Source organism: Streptomyces sp. CB01881 (assembly GCF_002953255.1).
Classification (GTDB): Bacteria; Actinomycetota; Actinomycetes; order Streptomycetales; family Streptomycetaceae; genus Kitasatospora.
The window spans coordinates 10,615,858-10,641,248 of record NZ_CP026498.1 but is presented as its reverse complement, the minus strand read 5'-3'; the positions used below and the strand labels follow the sequence as shown (position 1 = coordinate 10,641,248).

21 protein-coding genes and 1 pseudogene are annotated in these 25,391 nt (G+C 73.3%); 10 read left to right on the top strand and 12 right to left on the bottom strand.

Features of this window, described 5'->3' with window-relative positions; genetic code table 11:
- The coding region (locus C2142_RS40970; protein ID WP_241002991.1) for a Rieske (2Fe-2S) protein at positions 1 to 406 on the top strand (406 nt) is incomplete at its 5' end.
- A gap of 45 nt (positions 407 to 451) precedes the next feature.
- On the opposite strand, the gene C2142_RS35815 is transcribed toward C2142_RS40970, so the two are convergent.
- From C2142_RS35815 to C2142_RS35795, 5 genes are all read right to left on the bottom strand, one after another.
- Positions 452 to 685 (bottom strand): hypothetical protein, encoded by a 234-nt coding sequence (locus C2142_RS35815; protein WP_148646993.1) that lies wholly within the window; start codon positions 683 to 685, stop codon positions 452 to 454.
- A 480-nt stretch (positions 686 to 1,165) separates the two neighbouring features.
- Positions 1,166 to 2,428 (bottom strand): sugar ABC transporter permease, encoded by a 1,263-nt coding sequence (locus C2142_RS35810; RefSeq protein WP_148646992.1) that lies wholly within the window; start codon positions 2,426 to 2,428, stop codon positions 1,166 to 1,168.
- Positions 2,425 to 3,213, bottom strand: a complete 789-nt coding sequence (locus C2142_RS35805; RefSeq protein WP_148646991.1) for an ATP-binding cassette domain-containing protein — start codon at positions 3,211 to 3,213, stop codon at positions 2,425 to 2,427. Before C2142_RS35805 ends, C2142_RS35810 begins: the two co-directional genes overlap by 4 nt.
- Positions 3,214 to 3,317: 104 nt before the next feature.
- A complete protein-coding gene (locus C2142_RS35800; RefSeq protein ID WP_148646990.1) occupies positions 3,318 to 4,412 on the bottom strand; it encodes a substrate-binding domain-containing protein in 1,095 nt (364 codons plus the stop codon).
- A 381-nt stretch (positions 4,413 to 4,793) separates the two neighbouring features.
- Positions 4,794 to 5,819, bottom strand: a complete 1,026-nt coding sequence (locus C2142_RS35795) for an AraC family transcriptional regulator (RefSeq protein WP_148646989.1) — start codon at positions 5,817 to 5,819, stop codon at positions 4,794 to 4,796.
- A gap of 148 nt (positions 5,820 to 5,967) precedes the next feature.
- Between C2142_RS35795 and C2142_RS35790 the strand changes: the two genes are divergently transcribed.
- The gene (locus C2142_RS35790) at positions 5,968 to 6,888 is read left to right on the top strand and encodes an MBL fold metallo-hydrolase (protein WP_148646988.1); all 921 of its coding nucleotides are present in this window, start codon (positions 5,968 to 5,970) and stop codon (positions 6,886 to 6,888) included.
- A gap of 115 nt (positions 6,889 to 7,003) precedes the next feature.
- On the opposite strand, the gene C2142_RS35785 is transcribed toward C2142_RS35790, so the two are convergent.
- Positions 7,004 to 7,786: an NAD(P)-dependent oxidoreductase gene (locus tag C2142_RS35785; protein WP_148646987.1), complete on the bottom strand. Its 783-nt coding sequence runs from the start codon at positions 7,784 to 7,786 to the stop codon at positions 7,004 to 7,006.
- A gap of 71 nt (positions 7,787 to 7,857) precedes the next feature.
- Here C2142_RS35785 and C2142_RS35780 point away from each other — a divergent pair, with 71 nt between their 5' ends.
- Together C2142_RS35780 and C2142_RS35775 are read left to right on the top strand one after the other, a co-directional pair.
- Complete coding sequence (locus tag C2142_RS35780; RefSeq protein WP_241002990.1) at positions 7,858 to 8,754, top strand: LysR family transcriptional regulator; 897 nt, start codon at positions 7,858 to 7,860, stop codon at positions 8,752 to 8,754.
- 187 nt (positions 8,755 to 8,941) lie between these two features.
- The gene (locus C2142_RS35775) at positions 8,942 to 9,673 is read left to right on the top strand and encodes a S1 RNA-binding domain-containing protein (protein ID WP_346766416.1); all 732 of its coding nucleotides are present in this window, start codon (positions 8,942 to 8,944) and stop codon (positions 9,671 to 9,673) included.
- A 97-nt stretch (positions 9,674 to 9,770) separates the two neighbouring features.
- Here the strand turns inward: C2142_RS35775 and C2142_RS35770 are convergent, their stop codons facing one another.
- Both C2142_RS35770 and C2142_RS35765 read right to left on the bottom strand, forming a co-directional pair.
- Positions 9,771 to 10,124, bottom strand: a complete 354-nt coding sequence (locus C2142_RS35770; RefSeq protein ID WP_148646984.1) for a hypothetical protein — start codon at positions 10,122 to 10,124, stop codon at positions 9,771 to 9,773.
- A 168-nt stretch (positions 10,125 to 10,292) separates the two neighbouring features.
- Entirely contained in the window at positions 10,293 to 10,661 is a 369-nt protein-coding gene (locus C2142_RS35765; RefSeq protein ID WP_148646983.1) for an STAS domain-containing protein, read from the bottom strand.
- Between the two features lie 273 nt (positions 10,662 to 10,934).
- Between C2142_RS35765 and C2142_RS40965 the strand changes: the two are divergent.
- Both C2142_RS40965 and C2142_RS35760 read left to right on the top strand, forming a co-directional pair.
- Positions 10,935 to 11,257, top strand: a pseudogene (locus tag C2142_RS40965) (plasmid stabilization protein).
- Between the two features lie 223 nt (positions 11,258 to 11,480).
- Complete coding sequence (locus tag C2142_RS35760; RefSeq protein ID WP_241002989.1) at positions 11,481 to 12,089, top strand: DUF6328 family protein; 609 nt, start codon at positions 11,481 to 11,483, stop codon at positions 12,087 to 12,089.
- A 32-nt stretch (positions 12,090 to 12,121) separates the two neighbouring features.
- Here the strand turns inward: C2142_RS35760 and C2142_RS35755 are convergent, their stop codons facing one another.
- On the bottom strand, positions 12,122 to 12,496 hold the full coding sequence (locus tag C2142_RS35755) for a hypothetical protein (RefSeq protein ID WP_148646982.1): 375 nt from the start codon (positions 12,494 to 12,496) through the stop codon (positions 12,122 to 12,124).
- Between the two features lie 374 nt (positions 12,497 to 12,870).
- Here C2142_RS35755 and C2142_RS35750 point away from each other — a divergent pair, with 374 nt between their 5' ends.
- The gene (locus C2142_RS35750) at positions 12,871 to 14,523 is read left to right on the top strand and encodes a ubiquinol-cytochrome c reductase cytochrome b subunit (protein WP_241002988.1); all 1,653 of its coding nucleotides are present in this window, start codon (positions 12,871 to 12,873) and stop codon (positions 14,521 to 14,523) included.
- A gap of 151 nt (positions 14,524 to 14,674) precedes the next feature.
- Here the strand turns inward: C2142_RS35750 and C2142_RS35745 are convergent, their stop codons facing one another.
- A complete protein-coding gene (locus tag C2142_RS35745) occupies positions 14,675 to 15,157 on the bottom strand; it encodes a hypothetical protein (RefSeq protein ID WP_148646981.1) in 483 nt (160 codons plus the stop codon).
- Between the two features lie 422 nt (positions 15,158 to 15,579).
- Between C2142_RS35745 and C2142_RS35740 the strand changes: the two genes are divergently transcribed.
- Both C2142_RS35740 and C2142_RS35735 read left to right on the top strand, forming a co-directional pair.
- Entirely contained in the window at positions 15,580 to 15,999 is a 420-nt protein-coding gene (locus C2142_RS35740; RefSeq protein WP_206671095.1) for a hypothetical protein, read from the top strand.
- Positions 15,996 to 17,081 carry a polyprenyl synthetase family protein gene (locus C2142_RS35735; RefSeq protein WP_206671094.1) on the top strand — a complete coding sequence of 362 codons (1,086 nt, stop codon included), beginning with the start codon at positions 15,996 to 15,998 and terminating at the stop codon, positions 17,079 to 17,081. The genes C2142_RS35740 and C2142_RS35735 overlap by 4 nt, the downstream gene beginning before the upstream one ends.
- Before the next feature lie 149 nt (positions 17,082 to 17,230).
- Here the strand turns inward: C2142_RS35735 and C2142_RS40960 are convergent, their stop codons facing one another.
- Entirely contained in the window at positions 17,231 to 18,346 is a 1,116-nt protein-coding gene (locus C2142_RS40960; RefSeq protein WP_241002987.1) for a hypothetical protein, read from the bottom strand.
- A gap of 632 nt (positions 18,347 to 18,978) precedes the next feature.
- On the opposite strand from C2142_RS40960, the gene C2142_RS35725 reads away from it, so the two are divergent.
- Positions 18,979 to 19,635 (top strand): NAD(P)-binding domain-containing protein, encoded by a 657-nt coding sequence (locus C2142_RS35725; protein WP_148646979.1) that lies wholly within the window; start codon positions 18,979 to 18,981, stop codon positions 19,633 to 19,635.
- 73 nt (positions 19,636 to 19,708) lie between these two features.
- Here the strand turns inward: C2142_RS35725 and C2142_RS35720 are convergent, their stop codons facing one another.
- Entirely contained in the window at positions 19,709 to 25,258 is a 5,550-nt protein-coding gene (locus tag C2142_RS35720) for a non-ribosomal peptide synthetase/MFS transporter (RefSeq protein ID WP_148646978.1), read from the bottom strand.
- Positions 25,259 to 25,391 lie beyond the last annotated feature (133 nt).

Here is a 25,391-nt window from a genome sequence, read left to right as displayed (position 1 = left end):
CTCGGCCGGTGCGGCGATCGGCGGGCACCTCTCCTACCACCAGGCGGCCGGGCCGAACCGGGCGGCGGCGGTGCACCGGCTGGCGCCCGCCGACTGGGTGGACCTGGGCGGGGTCGACGAGTTCCCGCCCGGTGAACCGGTCGGCCGGACGGCCGGCGGGCTGGGCGTGGTCGTGGTCGGGACCGGTGAGGGCTTCGCGGTGCTCGCCGGGCGGTGCGCGCATCTCTCCGGCCCGCTCGCGGAGGGCACGGTGGTGGACGGCTGCCTGCGCTGCCCGTGGCACGACAGCACGTTCCGGCTGGCCGACGGCGAGGTCGTGCACGGGCCGGCCACCTCCGCGCAGCCGGTGTTCGAGACCCGGGTGCGCGACGGCCGGCTGGAGGCCCGGTTCCCCGGCGCCGGCTGACGCGGGCCGCCGTCCGGGGCCGGACGGCCGTGTCGGCCGGGCCGGTCACGCCTCCTGGGCGTCGAGCCAGCTCAGCAGGACGGCCCGCTCCGCCGGTGTGCCCGACACGGTGGCCGGGTCCCGCGCCCACCGGCGGATCCGCTGCACGGTCTCGTGGTCGAGGTCCAGGTAGAGCCGCCAGTGCGCGTGCGGATGGCAGTTCGGGTGACTCGGCTCCTCGCAGTCCTGGCAGTGGGTGAAGAAGGCGTCCACCATGCGGTGCACGATCTCGTCGGACATGGACGGGGCACTTCCTCACTCTCCGGATGCGGACCGCCGGCCTGCTCGGGCCGACGGCGGGCTCCTTCCAGGGTGCGTGGTCCGGCCGCCGCAACAGGCGGTGCGAACGGCCCGTGCGACCGGGACCAAGGTCCCGGTCGGCCCGGGTCAGCGGCGAGGGGCCGGCCCTTGTGGTTCACGCCCTGACGTCAAGCCGCCGACACACGGGGAGCGTAGAACCCGGGAACCCCCCGGCCCCGAGAACGGCGGAGGCCAGGGAACCCCCCGGCCCCGAGAGCGGCGGAGGCCAGGGAACCCCCCGGCCCCGAGAGCGGCGGAGGCCAGGAAACCCCCCGGCCCCGAGAGCGGCGGAGGCCAGGGAACCCCCCCGGCCCCGAGAGCGGCGGAGCCCCCGGCCCCGGGCATGGCGGAGGCCCGGTACCCGTGGGGGTGGGTACCGGGCCGTTCGTGGGCGCGGGGTCGGCCGCCGCCCGTCGGGGGTCAGCCGCGTCCGGAGGACTTCTGGGTGCGGCGGGAGACCGAGTCGAGCACCACGGCGGCCAGCAGGACCGCGCCGGTGATCATGTACTGGATGGCCTGCGCGGCGTGGACCATGTCCAGACCGGTGGTGATCGACTGGATGACCAGGATGCCGAGCAGCGCCGACCAGGTCTTGCCGCGCCCGCCGAAGAGGCTGGTGCCGCCGATGACGGCTGCCGCGATGGCGCTCATCAGGACGTTGCCGCCACCGAGCGTCTTGTCGGCGGAGCCCTGCTGCGAGGCGATGAAGAGGCCGCCGAGGCCGGCCAGACCGGCCGAGATCATGAACACCGAGATGCGGACCCGGGCGACGTTGATGCCGGCCCGGCGGGCCGCCTCGATGCCGCCGCCGACGGCGAAGATCTGCCGCCCGTACGAGGTGCGGCGCAGCACGAAGTCGGTCAGCACGACCACGCCCAGCAGGATGACCAGGGGCAGCGGCAGACCGCGGTCCTGGTTGAGCGTGTAGGCGCCGGCCAGGGCGAGCACGGCGAGGGCGCCGGTGCGCAGCGCGATCTCGCTGGTGCTGCGGGCGGGCAGACCGGCCTCGGTGCGGCGGCGGGCGTCCAGGAGCTGCCCGGCCAGGAAGACGGCTATCGCGACGAGGGCGAGCAGCCAGGCGTAGAGGATGTCGCCGTCGCCGATGAAGTACGTGTCGAGGTTGGCGACGAGGCCGTCGTTGATGTTGTTGACGGTGCCGAGCTTGCCGAGCACGTAGTCCTGCAGACCGCTCCAGGCGAGCATCCCGGCGAGGGTGACGACGAAGGCGGGCACGCCGATCTTGGCGAAGAAGAAGCCGTGCAGGGCGCCCATGGCGACCGCGACGCCGATGGCGAGCAGGACCGCCAGGCCCTCGTTGAGGCCTTCGCGCACCGCCAGGACGGAGGTGACGGCCGCGCAGACGCCGGCGACGGAGCCGAGCGAGAGGTCGATCTCGCCGAGCAGCAGGACGAACACCACGCCGACGGCGATCAGGCCGGGGCCGGCGATCCACTTGGTGATGTTGGTCAGGTTGTCGGCCTGCAGGAAGTGGCCGGTGACGCTCTGGAAGATGGCCGCGATCAGGATCAGGCCGATGACGACCGGCAGCGAGCCCAGGTCACCGCTCTTGATCTTGCGCTGGAACTCCTCCAGGTAGCCGGCGAGGCCGCCCTGGCGGACCAGGAGCCGGGGATCCGTGGCCGGTGCGGCGGGCTGGGTCGGGGTGGTCTGGCTGGTGCTCACTTCGCTTCCTCCGCGATGCGTGCCTGGCGCCGGGTGACGGCGTTGTCGGTGGCGCCGGTGATGGCGGAGATGATCTCCTCGTGCGAGGTCCCGGCCACCGGGAAGACCCCGTTGTTGCGGCCCAGGCGCAGGACGGCGACGGTATCGGCGACCGCCTTGACGTCCGCCATGTTGTGGCTGATCAGGATCACGCCGAGGCCTCGCTCGCGCAGCCGCTCGACCAGGTCGAGGACCTGCGCGGTCTGCTCGACGCCGAGGGCGGCGGTCGGCTCGTCGAGGATGACGATCTTGGGGTCGCCGACCAGCGCGCGGGCGATGGCGACGACCTGGCGCTGACCGCCGGAGAGCGCGGCGATCGGGATCCGCACGCTGGGGATCCGGATCGAGAGGGTGTCCAGCAGCTCCTTGGCGCGCCGCTCCATGGCGACCTCGTCCAGCGTGCCGTGGCGGCGCAACTCACGGCCGAGGAAGAGGTTGGCGACGACGTCCAGGTTGTCGCAGAGCGCGAGGTCCTGGTAGACGGTGGCGACACCGAGTGCCTGGGCGTCCTGGGGGCGGCCGATGCGCACGGCACGGCCCTCCCAGCTGATGGTGCCCTCGTCGATCGGGTGGACGCCGGCGATCGTCTTGACCAGGGTCGACTTGCCGGCGCCGTTGTCGCCGACCAGCGCGACGACTTCGCCGGCGTGGACGTCGAGGTCGACGTCGGTGAGTGCCTGGACGGCGCCGAAGCGCTTGGAGACCTCGCGCAGCGCCAGTACGGGTGCGCCCGTCACGTGAACCATCTCCTGCGGGGTAGTGCGTGGGGTGGGTGGGGTCGAGCGGGGCCGTGGGCCGGCGCTCCCCGGGTGAACGGGGAGCGCCGTGGCCACTTCGCCCGGCCGGCGCGTTACTTGATGCCGGCGGCGGTGCAGGCGGCGGCGAAGTCCGCGGTGCAGATGTCCGCGGCCTTGTAGAGGCCGTCGGCGATCACGGTGTCGTTGATGTTCGCCTTGGTGACGACCTTGGGCTCCAGCAGCTTGGCCGGGATGCCCTTGTCGGTGTCGCTGTCCACGGTGGCGGAGGCGACGCCCTTGATGTCCTTGCCCTGGAGCAGGTTGACGGCGAGTTCGGCGGCGCTCTCGGCGAGCGGCTTGTACGCCTTGTAGATGGTGTAGGCCTGGTCGCCCGAGACGATCCGCTGCACGGCGTCGAGGCCGGCGTCCTGGCCGCCGACCGGCACGCTGATGCCGGCGGACTTCAGCTGGGTGACGATGGCGCCCGCCATGCCGTCGTTGGCGGAGTAGACGGCCTGGAAGCCGTCCTTGCCGAACTGGGTGATGGCGGCGCCGATCTTCTGGCCGGCCACGGTGGGCTTCCACTCACCGGACTGCTCGTAGACGACCTTCTTGACCTTGCCGTCCAGCGCCTTGTGCGCACCCGACTTGAACTTGGCGGCGTTCGGGTCGGCCTCGTCACCGTTGATCATGACGATGTTGGCGTCGGCGGCCTTGGCGCCGAGCGCGTCCAGCAGGGCCTGGCCCTGGAGCTCGCCGACCTTCTCGTTGTCGAACGAGACGTAGGCCGAGACCGGGCCGGTGGCCAGGCGGTCGTAGGCGATGACCTTGACACCCTTGTCGGCCGCCTCCTTCACCCAGGACTGGGTGGACTTGGCGTCGAAGGCGTCCAGCACGATCACCTTCACACCCTGGGCGATCAGGGTGTCGAACTGCTGCTTCTGCTTGGCGGCGCTGCCCTCGGCGTTGCTGTACTGCACCTTGCAGTCCGGGCAGAGGGACTTGACCTTCGCCTCGATGAACGGCCGGTCGAAGGACTCGTAACGCGTGGAGGAGGCGTTCTCCGGAAGCAGCAGGCCGATGGACTTGGTGTCGCCGGAGCTCGCGCTGTCCTTCTTGTCGCCGCCGGCCTTGCCACAGGCGGCCATGGACAGGGCCATCGAGACCGCGGCGGTGCCGATGACGAGGCGACGCGTCATTGCGTTCATGTGGGGGGTGCCTCCCTGACGGTGCCGCAACACTGCGGCGGGGTGGGAGGAGTTAATCCGTCACCGCGGCATGACGTCAATAAGTAAATCCAAGACCTGGCCAGTCGAGGGCTATTCGTTATCTTCATGAACACCTATCCGCGATTGAAACTTGGAGGAACCTCCGAGTACCAAACTGGCAGTGCATGACAGAACGGACGAATCGACACGCCAAACAGTCGTGACCTGGTACGGACCTGAGCGGACCCGAACAGATCGAAGCAGAACCGGAGCATCACGTCACCTCCGCACCGCCTCCACAATTTCTTGACACGGACAGGGCAAGTCGGATCTTGTGTTCAAGAGTTTGATCGGAGGGCGGTGAATGGCGGCGCAACCGCCTCAGCCGGCGGCGATCTCGCGCGCTCCGCGGGCACGGTAGCGGCCCGGGGTCGTACCGAAGAGACGGCTGAAAGCGTGCGAGAGGGCGTACGGCGTGCTGTAGCCGACCTGGCGGGCGATCGCGTCCAGCGGGTCGTCGGTCTGCCGGAGCAGGGAGGCGGCCCTGGTCATCCGCCACCAGGTGAGGTAGGCCATCGGCGGCCGGCCGACCAGGGCGGTGAAGCGGCGGGTGAGCGTCGCGCGCGACACCCCGGCCTCCGCGGCGAGGTCGTCGGCGCTCCAGGCGCGGGCCGGGTCCTCGTGCACCGCGCGCAGAGCGGCAGCCACCACCGGGTCGCCGAGGGCCGCCGGCCAGCGGGCGCCGGTCGGCGGCTCCGGCGCCCCGGTCGCAGGCCCCGGCGTCCCGGCCGCAGCCGGGGCGGCATCCGGGCCCGGCTCCCGCGTCAGCCAGGCCCGCACCATGTACACCAGCAGCAGGTCGATCAGGCTCGGCACCGCCAGCGCCGCGCCGGCCTGGTCCGCTCCCAGCTCGCCGCCCAACAGGTCGACGGCCGAGCGCAGTTGAGGGTGACTTCCGACCCGGTTCGGCAGATGGACGACATCCGGCAGCTCGCGCATCAGCGGGTGCGTGCGGCTGTGGTCCAGCCGGTACTTTCCGCAGAGCAACTCGGCCACGGGAGCGCCCTGTTCGGCACTGCCCATGGGTGGCGACGCCGGGGGCGGCACCGGTCGCCCGGGTCCGAGGAGACGGTCGATCGGCACCGCCCGCTCGGCCTCGGCCGGCTCCAGCGGCTCGCTCGCGATCACGTGGCCCGTCCCGTGCGGCAGCAGCACCGCGTCACCGGCGCCGAGGCTGACGGGCGCGCCGCCGTCCGGCAGCAGCCAGCAGCCGCCCTCCAGTACGACGTGGAAGCCCGCCCCGTCGTACCCGGGAATCCGGGTGCACCACCGGCCCGCCACCCGCAGCCGATTGGAGGAGGGCCGGCCGATCCGCACGGCCGAAATCGCGTCGCTGACCACGTCCATGGGCCCATGCTAGCCCGTGCGAAGCAGAGCTGAGCCGCTCGCGTATCAAAGTGAGCAGAACAGGCATTGAGCCGCTCACACTGCTCCTCCTAGGCTCTGGAGCAGAGGGGGCGAGAGAGCGCCGCCGGAGCTTGTGGGGAGAGAGATCATGGAACGGATCGTGCTCGGGGACGCCGAGATCATCAGGGTCGTGGAGTGGCAGGGGCCGTTCGCGCCGGCCCAGGCCATCGTGCCCGGACTGGCGGCGACCGCCTGGAAGGAGAACGAGGACTGGCTGGCGCCCGACCACTGGGAGCCGTCGACCGACAGCTACGTGGCCGCGCTGCAGACCTGGGTGATCCGCCACAAGGGCCGTACCGTCCTGGTGGACACCGGCGTGGGCAACGGGCGCGAGCGCCCGCACACCCCGCAGTTCCACCAGCGGCAGGGCGACTTCCCCGCCCGGCTCGCCGCGGCGGGCGTGCGGCCGGAGGAGGTCGACGTGGTGGTCAACACCCACCTGCACGCCGACCACGTCGGCTGGAACACCGTCGACCGGGACGGCACCTGGGTGCCGGCCTTCCCCAACGCCGTGTACCTCATGCCGGCCGCCGACCACGCCGCACTGGCCGCCGACGCGGCCGACGACGCCCCGAGCCCGACGGCCGGCACCGAGGCCGAGCGCGGCCCGAGGGAGGACCGCCGGCTGATGTACGCCGACAGCATCCTCCCGGTCGAGCGGGCCGGACAGACGGTGCTCTGGGAGGACACCCACCGGATCGACGACGGGCTGACCCTGGAGACGGCGCCCGGCCACAGCCCCGGATCCTCGGTGCTGCGGCTCGCCTCGCACGGTGAACGGGCCGTGTTCGTGGGCGACTTGCTGCACAGCCCGGTGCAGATCCTGCACCCCTCCAGCAACAGCTGCTTCTGCGAGGACCCGGCGCAGGCCGCCGCCAGCCGACTGCGCGTCCTCGAACGGGCGGCAGACGAGCGGGAGTTGGTCATCCCGGCACACTTCGGAGGCTCCGGGGCCGCCGAAGTCCGGCGCACCGGTTCAGGCTTCGCCGTCTCCCGCTGGGCGGCCTGACCTACGACCGGCCGGCCGACCCGGTCCCCTGCACCGGGCCGGGACGGCCGGAACCGGGGCTGCGAGATCGGGGCGGCCCGGCCCGGCACGGGGGTCCGGGCCGGGCCGCCCCCGGCTACCGCCGCATCGCGTCGACCACCCGGGAGAGATCCTGCTCGGCGACGTCCGGGTGGGCGAGCAGGACGTCCCGGACAGCACCGAGGACCGGGCCGCCGCCCGCCAGGGCGAGGTCCTTCGCGGCCAGCCGGACGGGGAAGTCGGAGTCCGTGCTCCGGGCGCGCGCCACCGCACCGCCCAGCGGCCCCCGGGAGAGCGCACCGAGCGTCAGCTCCTCCGGCAGACCCAGTGAGTCGGCGAGCGCGATCGCCTCGCCGATCACCGCGACTCCCCCGACCATCGCGCTGATCAGGACGAGCTTGAGGGCGGCACCCGCACCGGGGCCGCCACAACGGACCACGGTGCCGAGGACGTCGAGCACGGGCTGCACCCGGTCGAGGTCCTCCGGCCGCCCACCGGCCAGCACGGTGAGCTGACCGGAGGCCGCCGGGCCGACGCTGCCCAGCACCGGGGCGTCCACCATGGCCACGCCGTCCGGAAGCCGGCCGCGCAGGGTGGCGGTGGCGTCCGGGCCGATGGACGACATGTCGGTCCAGAGTGCCCCGGCCGCCAGCTCCGCCGTGAACCGGCCGGCCACCGACTCGACCGCCGCCGGGTCGGCCAGCATGGTGATGACGAGGCCGGCTCCCTGCACGGCCTCGGCGGGGGAGGCCGCGGCGTCCAGCCCCTCGGTCCTGGCGGGACTGCGGTTCCACACCGTCAACGGGTGTCCGGCGGCGGCGAGTCGACGGGCCATCGGCAGGCCCATCCGGCCCAGCCCGAGAAATGCGATCTTTTCCATGCCGTCCACGCTAGAAAGGGAGCAGCCAGGCGACAAGCGAATGTCTCGCATGGTAGCCATGCGGAATGGACATGGCCTGGTTCGAAGTCTTCCGCACCGCCGCCCGCTCGGGCTCGTTCACCGCCGCCGGGGAGCGGCTCGGGTTCACGCAGTCGGCGATCTCCCGTCAGATCTCCACCCTGGAGGCCGAGCTCGGGGTGGTGCTGTTCGACCGGCTGGCGCGCGGCGTCCGCCTCACCGAGCAGGGCCGCACCCTGCTGCCGCACGCCGACGCGATGCTCGACCGGCTCGACGGCACCCGGCGCGAGCTGGCCGCCCTCGCCGGGCTGAACCACGGCCGGCTGCGGGTCGGCGCCTTCGACAGTGCCAACGCCGCTCTGGTACCGGGTGCGCTGGCGGCCTTCCGGGCCGCACACCCCCGGGTCTCGATCTCGCTCACGGAAGGGCTCTCGGCCGCGCTGCTCGACCGGCTGCGGGAGGGCGGGATCGATCTCGCTGTGGTCGTCGGGTATCCCGAACAGCCTTACGACGGCGAGGCGTTCGACCTCCGGCCGCTGGCCGAGGACGCCGTCCTGGTGGCCCTCCCCCACGACCACCCGCTGGCCGGCCGGAGCCGGCTGCGGCTGTCCGAACTGGCCGGGGAGAACTGGATCGCCGGCAGCCGGCAGGCCGAATCCACCCTGCTGGCCGCCTGTCTGCGCAGCGGCTTCCGGCCGCGCGTCGAGTACGAGGTGGCGGGCTGGACGGCCAAGCTGGGCCTGGTCTCCGCCGGGCTCGGGCCGACGCTCATCCCCTCGCTGGCCGCCCGCGCCGCGCGGCCCGACGTCGCCCTCGTCGCCCTGCACCCCGAGGACACCCCCGTCCGTCTGGTGCAGACCGCCACCCGCCGCGGCCAGTCCGTACCACCGGCGGCCGCCGCCTTCCTCGACCTGCTCCGGACGGCGACGGAGGCAGCGACCCCGCGGTGAGGCCGCGCCCGGACCGACGCGGGGCCCGGTGAGCAGACCTTCGAGTCGGCGCGGCCTTCGTGGAACGCTGACCGGCATGGACGCAGCGTCGAACGATCAGGCCGTGCGGAGCTTTCTGTCGACGATCCGTGTCGGTGACCTCTGCAGCGGGGTGGCGACGGAGATTTCCCGTTCCCACGGGGTGGCGGTGACGTTGGACGGATTCCCCGCGAAACCGCTGGGATCGGTCGGCGCCTCGGATCTGCCCTGGGGGCGGGCACGGACCGAGGGCGTGGAGGTCGGCCGGCGGATCACCGCCGAGGTGATCGCCGTCGACCCGGACGGGGGCCAGGTCCACCTGTCGATGGCAGCCACCGAGCACCCGGAACTCTGGACCTTTCTGAAGCGGCTCGACCCCGGCGGGATCCTGTCCGGCACGGTCGCGGCGATCGAGTCGTTCGGCGTGTTCGTGGCGCTGGACGACGGCCCCGGCCATCCGGTCTTCCCCGGCGTGGGGTTCATCACGATCCCCGAACTGTCATGGTCCCGTTTCGAAGCGCCTTCCGACGTCGTTCGGGTCGGGGAGAGCGTCTCCTGCGAGTTCCTCCAGTTCGACACCTGGAACGGAGAGGCCAGGCTCTCCCTTCGGGCGACCCGGCCGGACCCCTTCCAGGCGTTCGCCGACGCCACTGCGGTGGGCCGAACACTACGCGGAACGGTCACCAGGCTGGTTCCGTTCGGCGCGTTCGTGCAAGTGGCCGACGGGATCGAGGGACTGGTCCACCTCGAAGAGCTCTCCTGGGCGCCCGTGGCGGCGCCGGGGGACGTCGTCCGGGTCGGTGACGAGGTCCCGGTCCGCGTCACCGGTCTCGACCGGGTGCGGCGGATAGTGGCCCTCTCGCGACGGCAGGCCCCGTCCGGTCCCGCTGTTCCCTTCTGAGCGCCCGGGAGGAGGACCACTGCCCCGGGCCGCGTGAGCGGCGCACAGGCGGCGGCCCCCGGGAGACCGGGGCGGCCGCCGACTACCCGAAGCCCGGCTACGCCCGGTCCACCCGTACCCCGCCGAGCAGACCCCAGGCGTCCACCCGGACGGTCGGGCCGCCGGGCTCGGTCGGCCCGTCGTCGCTGACCCCGCCCAGGCGCAGGCCCCCCACCTGCACGCGCACGTTCGGCCGGACGGTGAGGTGCACGCCACCGATCAGGCTCAGCTTGGTGATCCGCAGCTCGGCGCCGTCCGGGAGGTCCACGTCGGTCAGGTCGATGTCGGCGCCGCCGATCAGCGAGGCCGTCACCGTCCGCTCGTGGACGGTCGCCCCGGCCAGCCGGTGGCCGCCGATGATGCTCACCCGGAGGTCGGTGCGGTCGCGGTCCTGCTCGATGCTCTTCGTCATGCCCCTTACGCTAGGGCCCTCGCCACCAGGCCCGGAAGTGTGTCAGGGCCCGCCGTTCCTGTGACAGTTGTCATCGCCGGAGCATGCACTCAGCCTCCGCGGAGCGTTCACGGAGCCCCGGCGCCGACGCTCCGGGGCACGGGCCGGGCGGCCTCGACGAGCCGGCCGCTACGGCGGCGCCCCGTCCCTGATCCGGAACGCGTCGGTGGCGCCGGTGAGTTCGAGCATCCGCAGCACCAGGGGGCGGGGCCGGGCCAGTTCGATCCGGCTGCCGCCGGCCTCGGCGCGGGCCCTGGCGCGCAGCATCGCGTTCAGACCGGTCGAGTCGCAGAACTCCAGGTCGCCGCAGTCGAGCACGACGACGGTGGCGGGTCCGGCCAGCGCGGCGTCGAGGGCGGCCTCCACCGACCCGACGGTGTCCAGGTCGAGCTCACCACGGAGGGTGAGCACCGTCCCCTCGGCCCACGGCCGCGCCTCGATCGTGATCCCGCCCGGTTCGACCGCCGGGCCGGTGTTCTTCGGCGTGTGACGGTTCATGGGCTCGGCTCCTCCCGCCCGCACCTGCCGGATCCTTCCACGATAGGCCCGTTCGGCCGGTCCGGCGGCCGGTCACCGCAGGGCACCGACCGCGATGACGCCCCGACCCCGCGGAGTCGCCGAACCGGCCCCGCGACGACCGCCGCACGGTTCGTCCGGTGTCGCAGTGGTTCGCCGCCGGTCGCCCGGGTAGACGAGGCGCGGGGAGATCCGGCCCGGCCGTACCCGCGACCGGACGGGCCGGCGGGCCGGGAACCCCGGGAGGAGACCGTCATTCCCCGGGGATCGAGCCCCCAGCGGGAGCGGCAGTACGAACACATCAAGGAGGGCACGCTCGACCGCGGCGAGAGCCGGAAGCGGGCCGAGGAGATCGCCGCCCGGACGGTGAACAAGGAACGGGCCCGCCGCGGCGAGTCGAAGACCGCCGGCCGCTCCTCCACGCACGACATCTCCTCCGGACGGCGGGGCGGCTGGCGCTCGCACCAGGGCTCCCGGGGCCCACCTACGACCAGCTCTACAACGAGGCCAAGCACCGCAACATCGAGGGCCGTTCGAAGATGAACAAGCGCGAGCTGGAGCACGCCCTGGGGCGCTGACCGGCGCCTGAAGCAGCACGCCGGACACTCGGCCCCACGCCGGGACTGTCCGGCCGGCCGGACAGTCCCGGCCCGTCCATTGCCCTGCACCGGCGTTTGCCCAGCCCCTGCCCGGATACACGCCGGGTCAGCAAGCCCGCGCTCCCGTCGCCGGAGCGGCCGGATCCGTCCGGGACACCGGAGCTACCGGCACGGACGCGCCGCGGCACGGGAGGCGATGGCCATGACGACCCAGGAGTCCGGCGGCCCGGCCGCCACCCCCGAGCAGGCCCGGACGCAGCCTCGGACAGGCCGGCAGGAGTCGCCGGAGGAGCGGGCCGACCGGCGCTGGAGCGAGATGCTCCAGGAGGTCCGGGTGGCGCAGACCGGCTCGCAGATCCTGTTCGGCTTCCTGCTGAGCGTCGCCTTCATGCCCCGTTTCGCCGAACTCGGCGACTTCGACCGCGGGCTCTACGTGGTGGCGGTCGTCCTGGGCGCCCTGGCCACGGCCGCGCTGACCGCGCCCGTCTCGTACCACCGGGTGCTGGCCGGCCGCCGGCTCAAGCCCCAGCTGGTGGACGGCGCGGCACGGCTGGTCGGGGCCGGGCTGGTGCTGCTGGCCCTCGCCGTCGGCTCCGCCCTGCTGCTCCTGCTGCGGGTCGCCACCGGCTCGGCGGCCGCCGCGGGGATCGCCGCGGGCGTGATGCTCTGGTTCGCCACCTGCTGGCTGTTCCTGCCCGTCCACGCGCTGCGCCACTACCTCGCGAACGGACACGGGAACACGAGCGGGCACGCGAACGGGCACGAGAGCACGAGCGGGTACGGGCAGGACCGCAGTCACCGCCGGCCCTGACCCCGGCCCGCCGTCGGCCCCGCCGCTGTTCGTCAGCCCCACCACTGTTCGGGGACGACGTCCCCCTCGTCCGCCCGGGCGGCCGCCGGGGCCGCCGCCGGAGCCGGGCCGGGACCGGACGTCACCAGCAGCCCGTCCCTCCCGGCCTCGGCCACCTGGTAGCCGGACTCGCGCAGCACCACGGCGACCGCCCCGCTCACCGCCGCCCGGATGCCCTCGTCGGGCGACTGCCCGTCAACGGGCACGGGCGAAGGGGCGGGCGCCGGCGTCGGCGCGGGGGTCCAGCCGACCACCACACCCTGTGGCCGGTGGCCGATCCGCAGGCCCGACAGGCCCTGCCCGGTGTCGAACCCGGCGCGGGCCAGGGTCGCGGTCACGTCCTCGAAGAGTTCCCGGTGATCCACCATTGGCGCAGCGTAGGCCTGCGAACGCGCCCTCCCGGCGCACGGCGCGCGCCGAAACGGTTCAGCGCCCCGTCAACAGCACCCGGGCGCACCACAGCCGGTCCCACCGGCGGCCGATCGGCCCCCGCACCCCCCGGACGGCCCGACACGAGCGGCCGTCAGGGCCGATGGACGTGCACAGGCGGCCCCCTGCCGACAGCATGACAGAGTAAGCGCCCCATCACTTTGAGCAACGTGGCCAGCGGATCGGCGGATCCGCGCGCCGGCGAACCCGGCGGCCCCGTATCGAGAGGTCCCATGATCACATCAATCCGCCGGCCGGCAGCTCCGCAGGCGGGCTCCGCGGTCGGTACGCAGCGGACGCCGGGGAGCCCGTCGTGACAGCCGACCAGCAGTCGCGCCGGGGACCGAGCACCAGCACACGTGCGGCGCCCGCGAACAAGGCCGAGGCCCTCGCCGACTGGGCCGACGGCCGGCTCGGCATCTACGCGCTGGCCAGGTCCAACATCCGCAAGATCTTCCCGGACCACTGGTCCTTCATGCTGGGCGAGATCTGCCTGTACACCTTCATCATCATCATCCTGACGGGCGTCTGGCTGACCCTCTTCTTCAAGCCCTCCATGGGCGAGGTGATCTACGAGGGGCAGTACCTCCCGCTCCGGGGCATCCAGATGTCCGAGGCCTACCGCTCGACGGTCAACATCAGCTTCGACATCCGCGGCGGACTGCTGATGCGGCAGATCCACCACTGGTCCGCGATCGTGTTCGTCGCCGCCATGCTGGTGCACATGATGCGCGTCTTCTTCACCGGCGCGTTCCGCAAGCCCCGCGAGATCAACTGGCTCTTCGGTGCCGGTCTGCTCATCCTCGGCATGTTCGACGGTTTCATGGGCTACTCGCTGCCCGACGACCTGCTCTCCGGCACCGGCATCCGGTTCATGGAGGGCGCGATCCTGGCCGTGCCGATCGTCGGCACGTACCTGATGTTCTTCCTCTTCGGCAGCCAGTTCCCCGGCGTCGACATCGTGCCGCGGCTGTTCACCGTGCACGTCCTGCTGATCCCGGGGATCATGCTGGGCCTGCTGGTGGCCCACCTGATCCTGGTCTTCTACCACAAGCACACCCAGTTCTCGGGCCCCGGGCGCACCGAGCAGAACGTCGTCGGCATGCCGTTGATGCCGGTCTACATGGCCAAGGCGGGCGGGTTCTTCTTCCTGGTGTTCGGCGTCGTCGCCGTGATGTCGGCGATCGCCACCGTCAACCCGATCTGGCTGTACGGCCCGTACCGGCCGGACCAGGTCACGACGGACGCGCAGCCCGACTGGTACATGGGCTTCTCCGAGGGCCTGATCCGGATCATGCCGGGCTGGGAGATCGGCCTGTGGGGCCACACCCTGAACCTCGGGGTCTTCGTCCCGCTGATGATCTTTCCGATGGTGCTGGTGGCGGTCTGGGGCTACCCGTTCGTGGAGGCCTGGATCACCGGGGACCGCGGCGAGCACCACATCGCGGACCGCCCGCGCAACGCGCCGGTCCGGACCGCCTTCGGCGCCGCCTGGGTCGGCCTCTACCTGCTCCTGCTGGCCGGTGGCGGCAACGACCTGCTCGCCACGCACTTCGAGCTGTCGATCAACACGATCACCAACGTCGTCCGGGTCGGCTTCTTCGTCGTTCCGGTGGTGGTCTTCGTGATCACCAAGCGGTGGTGCCTGGGCCTCCAGCGGCGCGACAAGGAGAAGGTGCTGCACGGCCGGGAGACCGGTGTCATCAACCGACTGCAGCACGGCGAGTTCGTCGAGGTGCACGCGCCGCTGCCGCAGGAGCGGCTGTACACGCTCACCTCGCACGCGCAACCGCAGCCGATCGAACTGCCGGCCGAGGTGGACGAGAACGGGGTGGCCCGCAAGGCCGGCCTGTTCACGCGCCTGCGGGCCCAGCTCTCGCGCGGCTTCTACGGCCAGGGCAGCCAGATCGCCAAGCCCACCGCCGAGGAGCACGAGGAGATCACCAGCGGCCACAGCCACCACTGATCCATCGATCCGCCCATCCGCTGATCCGCTGATCAACGGGCGCCCGTAGGACGCAGAACAGGGCCCGCCACGCCGAATCGCGCGTGACGGGCCCTGTCCGGTCTCCGGCCGTTCCGCCCGGGTCCCCCCGGCGGCTCCCGTTCCCGCCCGGTCAGCCGCGCAGGGCGGCGGGCACGACCGCGCAGAGCGCGGCCGCGAGGGTCACGGAGACGCAGACGGCGGCCCAGCGGGCGCAGATCCGGCGGCACTCGCTGCGGTAGCGGGCCGCCAGCTGTTGGCACCGCTCCACGGCCCGGTCGACCACGCCCTCGGCGTAGCGCAGCCGGTCCGCCGTGTAGGCCTGTTCGAGGCCCTCCCGCTCGCCGGGCGAGAGCCAGGGGAACCGGTCGGCGAAGGCCCGGGCGTCCCGTTCGGCCGCCGACACCTCGGCCTCCCAGGCGAGATAGCCCTCCAGGCGGGCGATCTCCAGCTTGGCGTCCACCCGGCCCCTCGCCCGGCCGTTGACCCGCCCGGCCTTGTCCACGACCCGCCCGGCTCCGCCGTCCGCCCGGCCGCCAACCCGGGCCCGCGCCGCTCCGGCGCTCTTGCCCGACCGGGCGCCCCGTGCCCTCGGCGGGCGCTGTCTGCCACCCATGACCGCTCCTTGTCCAGCACCCGGGCACCGCGGCGAGCAGCACTGCGGCAGCGGCGCGCACCTGTCGAGATCGGCCGGCCGGACCCGCCCAGGGGGTCCGCAGCGCAACCACGCAACTACTATCAGTGACCACCCGGGAAGCGTGGGCCGACTCGCCGGACCGCGGCCTCCGGAACGGCTCCGACCTGCGGGAACGAGGCACCGGCCACCCCGGGGCGAGGCGCGCGCGAGTGGCTCGGCGCACTGCCCGGACAGGGGGCGCTCGCAGGACGGAAGGCGCCCCGCCGGAGCGGTGACACCTTGCAAGATCGTCGGCACGCTCCGCGCACGACCCTGTACGATCGGCGACCGAGGCGGCGCTCTGCCCGGCCGCCGGCCCGGCCTGCCCCGGTCCCACCGGGGCGCGAACCAGGAGGTCAGCCATGCCCGACGCCGGTCGGTTCAGCGAGTTGGGCGAGCAGGGCTCGCAGGCCGTCATGGAGGCGGCCGCGGTGCTGGAGCGGGAGCTGGCCGCCGGGCTGGCCGACGCCAAGGCGACCGGCGACCGGCTCACCGGCGAACACCGGGTCGATCCGGAGGAGTTCGGCCGCCTGGTGCAGCGGGTGTCGGAGAACACCCACCAGCTGATCGACGCCGTCAGCGACCGGCTGCTCGGCAACACCGGCGGCGAGGCCGCGGAGCACACCCAGCGGCTCGCCGCCAACGCGCACGACGTCCTCGACCTGCTGCTCAACCTGAGCACCCTCGCCCCCGGCTTCGCCAACCGGTCGATGCAGGAGACCTTCGGCCCGCGGCAGAGCCCGGCCGAGCACCCCGGCGGGGCCGAAGGCCACCAGGGGTGACGGCCCCGGCGCCACCGCTCCCCGGCGGGGAACAGCTGGTCGAGCGGGTCCTGGCCCGGTACCGGGAGCGGACGGTGGCGGCGCTGCTGCGCCACATCCCCGAGCAGAGCCCGCCGTACCTGTACGAGCTGGCCGCCGACTACCCGGCCCGGCCGTGCAAGGGGCTGCGGTCCGCGCTCTGCCTGGCCACCTGCGCCGCGTTCGGCGGCCGCCCGCAGCGCGCGCTCAACCCGGCGGTGACGGTCGAGCTGTTCCACAACGCGTTCCTGATCCACGACGACATCCAGGACGGCAGCGAGCTGCGCCGCGGCGAGCCCACCCTCTCCGCCGCCTACGGGGTCGAGGTCGCACTGAACGTCGGCAACGCGACCAACCTGCTCGGGCTGCAACGGCTGATGGCCAACCGGCGGGAGCTGGGCGGCGAGCTGGCCTGGCGGTTGTTCGAGGAGACCGAGCTGATGTGCCGCCAGTCGCTGGAGGGCCAGGCGATGGAGATCGCCTGGATCCGCGACAACGCCTGCACGCTGGCGCCCGCCGACTACTACCGGATGTGCCTGAAGAAGACGTCCTGGTACACCTTCCTCTACCCGTGCCGCACCGGCCTGCTGGTCGCCGAGGGCGCGGACACCGACGCCGCCCGGCTGGACCGGTTCGGCTGGTACCTCGGTGCGGCCTACCAGATCCAGGACGACGTGCTCAACCTGGTCGGCACCCTGGCCGACTACGGCAAGGAGATCGCCGGGGACCTCTGGGAGGGCAAGCGCACCCTGATGCTGATCCACCTGCTGGAGCGCTGCACCCCCGCCGAACGCGCCCGCGCCGAGCGCTACCTGCACGGCACCCGGGCGCAGCGCGGCCCCGGTGCCGCGGAGGACGTCCGCTGGCTGCTCGACCGGATGTCGGCGTACGGCTGCGTGGAGAGTGCCCGGGAGGCCGCCGCCGGGCTGGTCGCCGCCGCCGACCGGGAGATCGCCGAGGTGCTGGCGGCCGCTCCCCCGCCGGACGTCCCGTCCGGTGAGGCCGCCGAGGCCCGGGACTTCCTGCTCGCCCTGCCCGGCTTCGTGGTGGCCCGGGGACGCTGAACCCCCGGTCCGAGTACCCCGCCCGGCCCGGGACCCGAGTATCCGTCCGCTGATCCGCGTGGCGCCGGGCGGCGCGGAGAGGGGCGTGACCGGATCCGCTTCCCGGCGCCACCCTGAGCGGTGGCGTGCGCCGACGAAATCGCCCGGCGTCAGGCGAAGGCCGAGGGGCGCCCGAGGGCGACCAGGTGGTGGTCCTTGGTGCCGACGTAGATCCGGCCCTTGTCGGTGGCCGGGACGGAGAACTTGCTGACCGTGCCGAGCGGGAAGGAGCGGCGCAGCCTGAGGGTGCCGCCCACCGGCACCGGGTCGTAGGCGCGCAGTTCGCCGCCCTCACCGTACTGGCCGGTGCCGGACCAGATGACCCAGACCAGGGCGGAGCCGGACCGCGTGCCGTCGGAGGTGACGACGGGTGAGCCGGACATCTTGAGGAAGTCCTCGGCACTGGTGCCGGCGCTGGTCAGCTGCGGGGTGCCGGAGGCGGTGACGGAGTACTTGAGGGCGCGCAGTTCGCCGAAGTTCTCGACGGTGTAGACGTAGCCGCCGTCGCCGCCCCAGACCGCCGGGTGGCCCCAGACCCCGCCGTGGGGGCTGGTGATGCCGACGGCCTTGTCGGTGCCGCCGGGGCCCTGGCCCATGCCGCCGAGGTCGTCGCGGTCGAGCAGGAAGATCCGGCCGTCCTTGCCGACCTGGACGAGCAGCCGGGGGTGGGCGGGGGTGCCGAAGACGTCGGCGGGGAGGGCGACCGGGCCGCCGGAGCCGAGGTCGGTGTCCTTCTTGTCGAGGGTGGCGTTGTTGGTGGGGCTGAAGAAGTCCTTCGGGGTGAAGGTGCCGTCGCCGTTGACGGCGAAGCGGATCACCGATTCGCCGAGTCCGCCGGGCGGCTTGTTGCCGGGGCCCTGGGCGGGCGAGGCGCCGGCGCCCTGGCCGTTGGCGGTGGCGAGGATGATCCGGCCGGGGCCGTCGGAGACGAGTCCGCTGCCGGCCATCCGGATGGAGGCCCGCTGGGTGTCGGAACCGGCCACCGTGGACCAGAGGGTGAGCTTGCGGGTCGCGGTGTCGAGGCCGGCCAGGGTGCCGATGTAGTCGCCGATGCCGCAGAGCGAGCCGAAGCCGAAGTAGAGGTGGCCGTCGAGGAGCAGCAGCCCGGGGCGCTGGAGCGAGCGGTAGGCGTTGAACGGCTTTCCGGGGGCGTTGACCGGGTCGCCCTGGACGGTGACCGGCCAGCCGCTGCGCTCGGCGCCGCTCTGGGCGTCGACGGCGTGCACACAGTAGTGCGGGTGCTTGTCGTCAGGGCCGTCGTGACCTTGCTCGTGAGGTAGACGGTGCCGGTGGCCGGGTCGTACACCGGGGTGGAGGTGGTGCCGACGTTGGGGCCGGGGTCGGAGCAGCCGATGGCGGCGGAGGGCCAGGCCGGGCCGTTCTCCCGGTGCCAGGTGATCTTCCCGGTGTTGGCGTTGATCCCGTAGACGTGGTTGGTCTCGGTGACGACGACCACGGTCGGGCCGATGACCAGCGGCTGGGCGAAGACCTGGCCGTCGAGGGCGGTGGAGAAGCGGACGCCGAAGTCGGACTTGGCGACCTCGTCGGGCCCGAGTCCGGGTTCGTTGCGGTCCCAGGCGGTGCGCTCGGTGGTGACGGAGACGGTGGTGACGTCGGCGCGGGCGGTGGCGGCCGGGCCAGCAGGGCGAGGCCGGTGAGCAGGGCGGCGGCCCGGGCGGGGCGTCTGTTGGTTCGGTTCATGGCGCCCATGGTTCGGTGGCGGGGTCGGGGCCACCAGCCGGGGTGGTCCACTCGACCATCGGCCGTTCGACGTGTTCCGCCCTCCGGCGGGGGTTTGTTGATCTATGGTCGTCGCGGCACGCGCCACCGGGCGCGCGACGGGAGAGGCGGACGAACAGTGCGATTCGCAGTCATCGGTACGGGTACGGTCGGGCAGACGCTCGCGGACAAACTGGTGGCGCTGGGCCACGAGGTGATGCTGGGTTCCCGGACCAAGGACAACGAGAAGGCCGTCGCCTGGGCTGAGCAGGCCGGTCCGAACGGGCACCACGGCACCTTCGCGGACGCCGCCGGGTTCGGGGAGGTGGTGCTGAACGCGACCTCCGGGACGGTCTCGCTGGCGGCCCTGCGGGCGGCGGGCGCCGAACGGCTGGCCGGGAAGGTCCTCGTGGACGTCTCCAACCCGCTGGTCTTCTCGGCGGAGGGCGAGCTCAGCCTGAACCCGGTGAACACCGACAGCGTGGGCGAGCAGATCCAGCGGGAGTTCCCGCAGGCCCGGGTAGTGAAGGCGCTGAACACGCTGTCCGCGCCGGTGATGGTCGACCCGGGCCGGGTGCCGGGCGAGCACAACCTGTTCGTGGCCGGGGAGGACGCCGGCGCGAAGGCCGAAGTGGTCTCCCTGCTGCAGGAGTTCGGCTGGCCGACCGGGTCGGTGATCGACCTCGGGGGGATCGCCTCCGCCCGGGGCATGGAGATGCTGATGCCGTTCTGGATCCAGCTGATGCGCGCCTTCGGCACGACCGACTTCAACTACTCCTTCAAGCGCGCCGAGTAGCGGACGCCGGGGAAGCGGAACGCCCCCGCCCCTCCGTCGGTCCGGGGAGGGGCGGGGGCGTTCGGCGTCGTGCCTACCGGCGGCCGGTGGAGGCGGGGACGCGCGAGACGGGCTCGTCCTCGACCGGTTCGGGGGCGCCGCCGCCCCGGGCCGGGCCCGGGAGCACGGCACGGCCCGTCCGGGCGGCCTCGGCGAGCGCCAGCTGCCGGTCGGCCGCGGCCTGGATGGCGTCCTTGTCACCGATCTCGGCGTCCGGCAGCGCGTCCGGCAGCAGGTCCTCGATCAGCCGCAGCGGCCGGTAGGCGAGGCCGAGCAGGCCCCAGAGCGCCAGCACCGCGCCGACCACGACGAGCAGCAGGCCGGCGCCGCGGCCCGGTCCGGTGCCGAGGACCATCCCGACCGAGTCGGCGAGCGCGCCGCCGGGGCGCATCAGCGGCTCGAAGACGTGGTCGGAGAGCGGGCCGGCGGTGAGGAAGCCGAGCGGCATCATCGACATCGCCAGCATCTGGTTGGTGGCCAGTACGCGGCCCTGGAGCTCCATCCCGACCTTGGTCTGGATCAGCGCCATCCAGTGCGAGTTGAGGATCATCAGCGCCGCCCAGAGGACGAAGAGCCCGCCGGCGGTGAGGGCGGCCTGCGGGCGGCTGCCGGTCACGATCGCGGCCAGGCCGACCACCGAGGTGAAGCCGATCATGCCGGTCGCGCGCCGCCGGGTGCCGCCCCAGAGGGCCATCACCAGGGCGCCGGTCATGGCGCCGACGCCGCCCACCGCGGTGATCACGCCGAGCTGCACGGCCGAGCCGCCGGCCAGCACCATCGGGGTGACCAGCACCGTGGCCACCGCGAAGAGGTAGTTGAACACCACGAAGAAGACCACCATCGCCACCAGGCTGTGCCGGCGCACGATGTAGCGCCAGCCGGTGACCACCTCGCGCAGCAGCGGCTCCTCCTGCTTGTCGAACATCGCGTCCGGGAAGCGGACCAGCAGCAGGCAGGTGACGCCGGTCAGGAAGGTCGCCATGTCGAAGAGCACCACGCCGTGCAGGCCGATCAGCGAGACCAGCACACCGCCGGCCAGGACGGCCATCATGTCGCCCGCACCGGTGCCGAGTTGGGCCAGGCCGTTGGCCTGGCCGAGGTAGCGCTTGGGTACCAGCTGGGTGATCGCGGCCAGGTAGGCCGGGCGTTGGAAGGCCGAGCAGACCGCGCCGGTGCAGGCCACCAGGTAGATGTGCCAGACCTCCAGCAGATCGGCCCAGAGCAGCCCGCCGAGCGCGAGCATGCCGGCCGCCGCCACGGTGTCGGTGACGATCATGATCTTCCGGCGGTCGACCCGGTCGGCCAGTGCGCCGGCGATCGGCAGCAGCAGCACGGCCGGCAGCACGGCGACCACCGAGATCATCGCGAAGTCGAAGGCGGAGCCGGTCTGCTGGTACACCCAGACGCCGAGCGCGAAGGTGGAGAGGCTGGTGCCGATCATCGAGACGAACTGCCCGATGGCCACCTTCGCGAAGGTGCCCAGGTCGGCCCGGGCGGCCGGGCGCTTGGCCGCGACCTCCTCGGCCACCGTTCCACTGGCGGTGAACTCGGATATCACCCGGGCGAGTTCGTCCGCCTGGTGCTTGAGGAAGTAGTGCCCGGCACGCGGGATGACCGCCAGGTCGACGGTCTCCCCGAAGTGCTCCCACTCGGCGTGGCGCTCCTCGTACAGCTGGGTGGCACGGTCCTTCTCGCCGACCACGCAGAGGATCGGCGCCGATATCCGGGCCGGGCGGGCGTCCCCGTACGCCCGGGTGTAGAAGTCCTCGGCCTGCCGGACGTCGTGGCGCAGCGCCCGGACCAGGAAGTCCTGTTCCTCCTGGTCGTAGACGTCGGTGAAGCCGCCCATCGCCCGCAGGTAGTCGAGGTAGGAGCGGTTGGAGAGCATCCGGTCGCCGGGCAGGCGCTTGGCCATCCACTCGGCGAACCGGCCGGGCAGCCGGGCCGCGGGGAAGGTCCCGCCGAGGGCGACGCCGCGCAGGTCGACGCCGGCCGCCTCCAGCCGGGCGCCGAGCGCGGTGGCGAGCGCACCGCCGAGGCAGTGGCCGTAGAGCACCACCGGGCCGTCGATGCGGTCGGCGATCTGCTCGGTCAACCGGTCTGCCAGGCCGTCGAGTTCGGCCAGTTCGTCGTCGGGGCGGCTCGGGTCGTGGCCGGGCAGTTCGACGGCGTAGAGCCGGTGGCCGGAGGGCAGGGCGTCGGCGAGCGGCTGGAAGGTGATCGGGCTGCCGCCGCCGTAGGGGACGCAGACCACGTTCATCTCGGCGGGCGTGTTGCCGCGGGTGAGCTTGTGCAGCAGGGTGCGCGGGCCCTCGTCCGCCGTGCCGCCGGCCCGGGCGTCGAGCAGGGCGGCGAGCTCGCGGACGGTCGGGTGCTGGAAGAGGTCGATCACCGAGAGCCCGCGGCCGACCAGCCGGACGGCGTGCACGGCGGAGAAGGAGTCGCCGCCGAGCGCGAAGAAGTCGTCCGCCGCGCCGATCTCGTCCACGGCCAGGACCTGCCGGTAGGCGGTGGCCACGTCGTGCTCGGTGGCGGTCGTCAACTCACCGCCGCCCGAGACCGGTTGGGTGGCCTCCGGCTCGGGCAGGGCGGCCCGGTCGACCTTGCCGTTGGCGTTCAGCGGCAGGGCGTCCAGCACGACCAGGGCGGCGGGCACCATGTAGTCGGGCAGCCGGGTGCGCAGCGCGGCCCGCAGCTCGACCGGGTCCGGGGCGGCGGCCGGGTCGGCCGGCACCAGGTAGCCGGCCAGGGTGCGGGCCGCGCCCTCGCCCCGGGCGACCACCACGGCCTCGCGGATCTCCGGACGGCTCGTCAGTTCGGCCTCCACCTCGCCGATCTCGACGCGGAAGCCGCGGATCTTGACCTGGTGGTCGACCCGGCCGAGGAACTCGATCGCGCCGTCCGGGCGGCGGCGGACCAGGTCGCCGGTGCGGTAGCTGCGCCGGTCGCCGACGACGGTGAACCGCTCGGCGGTGAGGTCGTCGCGGCCGAGGTAGCCGCGGGCGACGCCGTCGCCGGAGACGTACAGCTCGCCCGGGATGCCGACCGGCACCGGGCGCCGGCGGGCGTCCAGGACGTGCGCGCCGACGTTGCCGAACGGCCGGCCGAGCGGCGCGGTGGCGGCGTCCCCGAGGTCGTCCGGCACGGGCGCGCCGAGCATGGAGACGGTGGTCTCGGTCGGGCCGTAGTGGTTGTGCAGCAGCAGGTCGGGGCGGGCCGCGCGGACCCGGGCGACGAGGTCCGGCCGCAGGGCCTCGCCGGCGCAGATCAGCAGCCGGCCGGGCAGGATCCCGCCGAGGCCCGCGCCGTGCGCGGCGAGGCCCTCCAGGTGGCTGGGGACCAGCTTCATGGCGTCGATCCGGTGCTCGGCCGTGTAGGCGGCGAAGGCGTCCGGGTCGGTGGCCTGCTCACGGGTGAGCAGGTGCAGGCAGCCGCCGGCGGTGAGCGCGCCGAACACGTTGGTGGTGCCGAGGTCGGCGGCGAAGGTGGAGACCAGCGCCCAGTTCCAGCCCTGCTGGTCGCCGCCGATCCGCTCGCGCAGGCCGTGCAGGTAGTTGCGGTAGTTGCGGTGCTCGACGGCGACGCCCTTGGGGGCACCGGTGGAGCCCGAGGTGAAGATCAGGTAGCAGAGGTGTCCGGGGCGGACGTCCACCTCGGGGGCGTCGGCGGCGGCCGTGCCGTCCAGGACGACGACCGGTGCGGTGTCCGGGGTGGCGGCCGTACGGGCGCGCAGGTCCTCGGTGGTGACCACGGCGGCCGCCCCGGAGGCGGTCAGCAGGGCGCGGATCCGCTCGTCCGGGTACAGCGGGTCGAGCGGCAGGTAGGCGCCGCCTGCCTTGAGGATGCCGAGCATGCCGACGACCAGCGCGGCCGAGCGCTCGACCAGCAGGCCGACCGGGGTGTCCGGGCCGACCCCGAGCGCGCGCAGCCGGTGGGCCAGCGCGTTGGCCCGGTGGTCGAGTTCGGCGTAGCTCAGGACGCCGTCGGCCCCGCGGACGGCCGGCGCGTCCGGCGTGCGGCGGGCCTGCTCCTCGACGAGGCCGTGCAGGGTGCCGTCGAGGTCCCAGCCGCGCAGGGTGTCGTCCCAGTCGGCGAGCAGGCGCTCCTCGGCGGGCGTGAGCAGCGGCAGGTCGGCCAGTGGGCGGTCCGGGCCGTCGGCCATCGCGTCGAGCACCGTGGTGAGGTGGCCGAAGACGCGGCGGACGGTCGGCTCGTCGTACAGCTCGGTGCGCCAGACGAGGTCGGCGGTGAGGTCCCCGCCCTGGTCGACCACGGCGACGGAGAGGTCGAACTTGGCGGTGTCGGTGCCGACGGGCTGCCAATCCGCCTTCAGGCCGGGCAGGTCGAGGGCGGCCTCGGCCTGGTTGTGGACGTTGAGCATGACCTGGAAGAGCGGGGTGTGCGCGAGTTCCCGCTCCAGGCCGAGGGCGTCGATCAGCCGCTCGAACGGCAGGTCCTGGTGGCCGAAGGCGCCGAGCGTGCCCTCGCGGACGCGCTCCAGCAGCTGCCGCACGGTCGGGTCGCCGGAGAGGTCGGTACGCATCGCCAGGGTGTTGACGAAGCAGCCGACCAGCGGCTCGGTCTCGCTGCGGGTGCGCCCGGCGACGGGCGTGCCGACCACCACGTCCTCGGCGCCGGTGTAGCGGGAGAGCACGGTCTGCAGGCCGGCCAGCAGCACCATGTACGTGGTGGTGCCGGTCTGCTCGGCGAGCGCCCGGATCCGGTGGCTGCGTTCGGCGCCGAGGCCGACGGTGATCTTCTCGCCGCGGGTGCCGGCCAGGGCGGGCCGGGGCCGGTCGGTGGGCACGGTGACGGTGGCGGTGGCCCCGCGCAGCCGCTCCTGCCACCAGGCCTCCTGCCGGGTCAGCTCGTCGGCCAGCCCGGTCTGCTGCCAGTGCGCGACGTCTGCGTACTGGACGGGAAGCGGTGCGAAGGCGGGTGCGCGGCCCTCGGCCCGGGCCGCGTAGGCGGTGGCGAGGTCGGCGAAGAGCACGCCGATCGACCAGCCGTCGGCGGCGATGTGGTGCAGCACCAGGCCGAGCACGGCGGCGCCCCCGCCGGTGCGCAGCAGGGTGGCGCGCAGCGGCAGGTCGGCGGCGAGGTCGAACGGCCGCCGGGCCTCGGCCTCCAGGACGGCGTCCACGCGGTCGGCGGGGACGTCGGCGGTGGCGAGGGTGAAGGAGGCGGCGTCGCGGGTCTCGGGTCTGACGTCCCCGCCGTCGGCCCGGTAGACGGTGCGCAGGACCTCGTGCCGGTCGAGCACGTCGGTGAGCGCGGCGCCGAGCACGGCGGGGTCGGGCTCGCCGTCGAGGTGCAGGGCGAGCGGGATGTGGTAGGCGGCGCTGTCGGGCTCGTACTGGGTGAGGAACCACATCCGGCGCTGGGCGGAGGAGAGCGGTGCCGGGGTGCCCTCGGGGCGGGGGGTGATGCCGTGCGCCCCCGGGGCTCCGGCGTCCGCTCCCGCCCCGGCTCCCGCGTCCCTGGCCGCCTTCGCGGCCTTGGCCTTGGCGAGCCGTCGGCGGAGCAGTTCCTGGCGTCTGTCGTCCTGGTCGGGCCGGGGCCCGGTGGTGGGCTGGTCGGTCATGCGTTCTCCCCCGTCCGGGCGGCGGCGTCCTTGCCGTCGGGCCCGGCGTCGATCCGGTCGGTCTGGTCGGACTGGTCGGACTGGTCGGACCCATCGAACTCGTCGAACTCGTCGGTGTCATCGTTCGAGGAGT